The 1,838-nt window shown below is 47.3% G+C and carries 3 protein-coding genes; all 3 read left to right on the forward strand.

The genetic code is table 11. The features are described 5' to 3' along the window. On the forward strand, positions 1-375 hold a 375-nt coding region (locus tag H6F68_RS00005), incomplete at its 5' end, for a TMEM175 family protein (protein ID WP_399312276.1). A 201-nt stretch (positions 376-576) separates the two neighbouring features. Continuing rightward, positions 577-1,332, forward strand: coding sequence for an SDR family oxidoreductase (locus tag H6F68_RS00010; RefSeq protein ID WP_190555663.1), 756 nt, complete (start codon positions 577-579; stop codon positions 1,330-1,332). A gap of 140 nt (positions 1,333-1,472) precedes the next feature. Further along, a partial coding sequence (locus tag H6F68_RS00015; RefSeq protein WP_190555664.1) for a hypothetical protein occupies positions 1,473-1,838 on the forward strand: 366 nt, incomplete at its 3' end.

The raw sequence follows: 1,838 nt of genomic DNA on the forward strand, positions 1-1,838 counted from the left end.
CGACAAGTGAATGGTTCAACTTTGTGGGCAAACCTACATTTGTTGTTCTGGTTATCATTATTTCCCTTTGTCACCGCATGGATGGGTGAAAATCACTTTGCTGCGTTGCCTGTGGCGCTTTATGGTGTGGTTCTATTGTTGGCTGCGATCGCCTACTTCACTCTGACCCGCACACTTGTTTCTCACCACGGTCAAGATTCCACACTTGCAAATGCTCTTGGTCGAAATTTTAAAGGCAAGTCATCGGTATTGATTTATGCAGTTACAATTCCACTTGCTTTTGCAATCCCTTGGCTTGCATGTGCATTATACGTTCTGGTTGCAGTTCTGTGGCTCATTCCCGATCGTCGTATTGAAAAGGCGTTGAACTCATAAAGTTCCATGTTCGATGCAACAAAAACTAGCTAACAAGCCCTCTGCACCAAAACGAATATAGGTTGTTGGTCACAGACAAAGGCGATCTGCGTCCGGTGAGCAGGAACGTTATGCCGCTTATGGATGTACTCACTAATCCTGGCATTTTACGCTCCAAGGGGCGGGGAATCTACCCACAGAGATTGAAACAGGAGAAACAAAATGATGATTCAAGATAAAGTGGCGTTAGTTACGGGAGGCACATCGGGAATTGGCAGAGTAACTGCGATCGCATTCGGTGCTGCTGGAGCCAAGGTAGTATTCTCAGGCAGACGCGACGCAGAAGGTGAAAAAACCGCCAAACTGATTCGCGAAACAGGTGCCGAATGCTTATACGTTCATTCAGATGCCTCGAATGAGGAAGACATCAAAGCATTAGTGCAAAAGACGGTTGCAACCTACGGGCAACTCGACTGTGCCTTCAATAATGCAGGCACTGACGGCTCTTTTAAGCCTCTGCATGAACAATCAATTGAAGATTTTGACAACCTGATGGCAATCAATGTTCGGGGGCTGTTTTTGTGCATGAAGTACGAAATTCAGCAAATGTTGTCTCAAGGATCTGGTGTGATCGTGAACAATTCGTCAGCGAGTGGTCTCGTTGCGTTTCCGAAGACTTCTCCTTACGTTGCCAGCAAACATGCAGTAATGGGGTTGACGCGAGCGGCGGCGCTGGACTATGCCAAGCAAGGCATCCGGGTTAATGCGGTGAATCCTGGAGGCACTGCAACTGAACTGCTCGATCACGCCTTTGGGCAACTGGGTATCACAGCGGATGATTTAAGCTCTTTGATTCCAATGGGTCGGATCGGTCAGGCAACGGAAATTGCTCAAGCGGTTGTGTTTCTCTGCTCCGACGCTGCCAGCTATATTACGGGGCAACCCTTAGTAATCGATGGTGGATATACAGTGAGTTGATTTTTGATTGTTGATCGTGGACTCACAGTGAATCGATCCATCAACAAATCAAACCGCGATCGCTTCTTCATGAGATGGTCAACCAATTGCTTTCAATGTATGCGTGTCTGGTACGGAGAATAAACTCTATTGGAGAAAGAATGAAGCGATTTACCTGGTTTACCTTCCTGTATCTTGCGCTAGGAGTTTGCCTGACAGCGATCGCGCTTGAATACTCAAATCTGCCTTCGGGTCTTCAAACCAGCCTGTTCGCCAGTGCAGGAGCGTCCTACCTTGTTTGTCTCTTCAGTACCTTCCCTTTTTGGCGGGAGGCGACGCTCGGCTTCTACCGCAGACGGAATTCAGCGATCATTATACCCTGGTTGGGGATTGGAGTGAACATTATTGTGACGGTCTGGGAGCTTCAGAGTCAGAACTGGACAATGGAAGCCATTTTACAAGCATTTTCGCGGCTATTAGCCGTCTTAATACTTGCAGAAATCATTGTGATTACATGGCAAGTGAAT

It is taken from the genome of Trichocoleus sp. FACHB-262 (genome assembly GCF_014696035.1).
Taxonomy (GTDB): Bacteria; Cyanobacteriota; Cyanobacteriia; order FACHB-46; family FACHB-46; genus Trichocoleus.

Excerpts from the sequence above, each read along its gene's own strand:
- H6F68_RS00010 (WP_190555663.1), top strand. The coding sequence starts at position 577 with ATGATGATTCAAGATAAAGTGGCGTTAGTTACGGGAGGCACATCGGGA.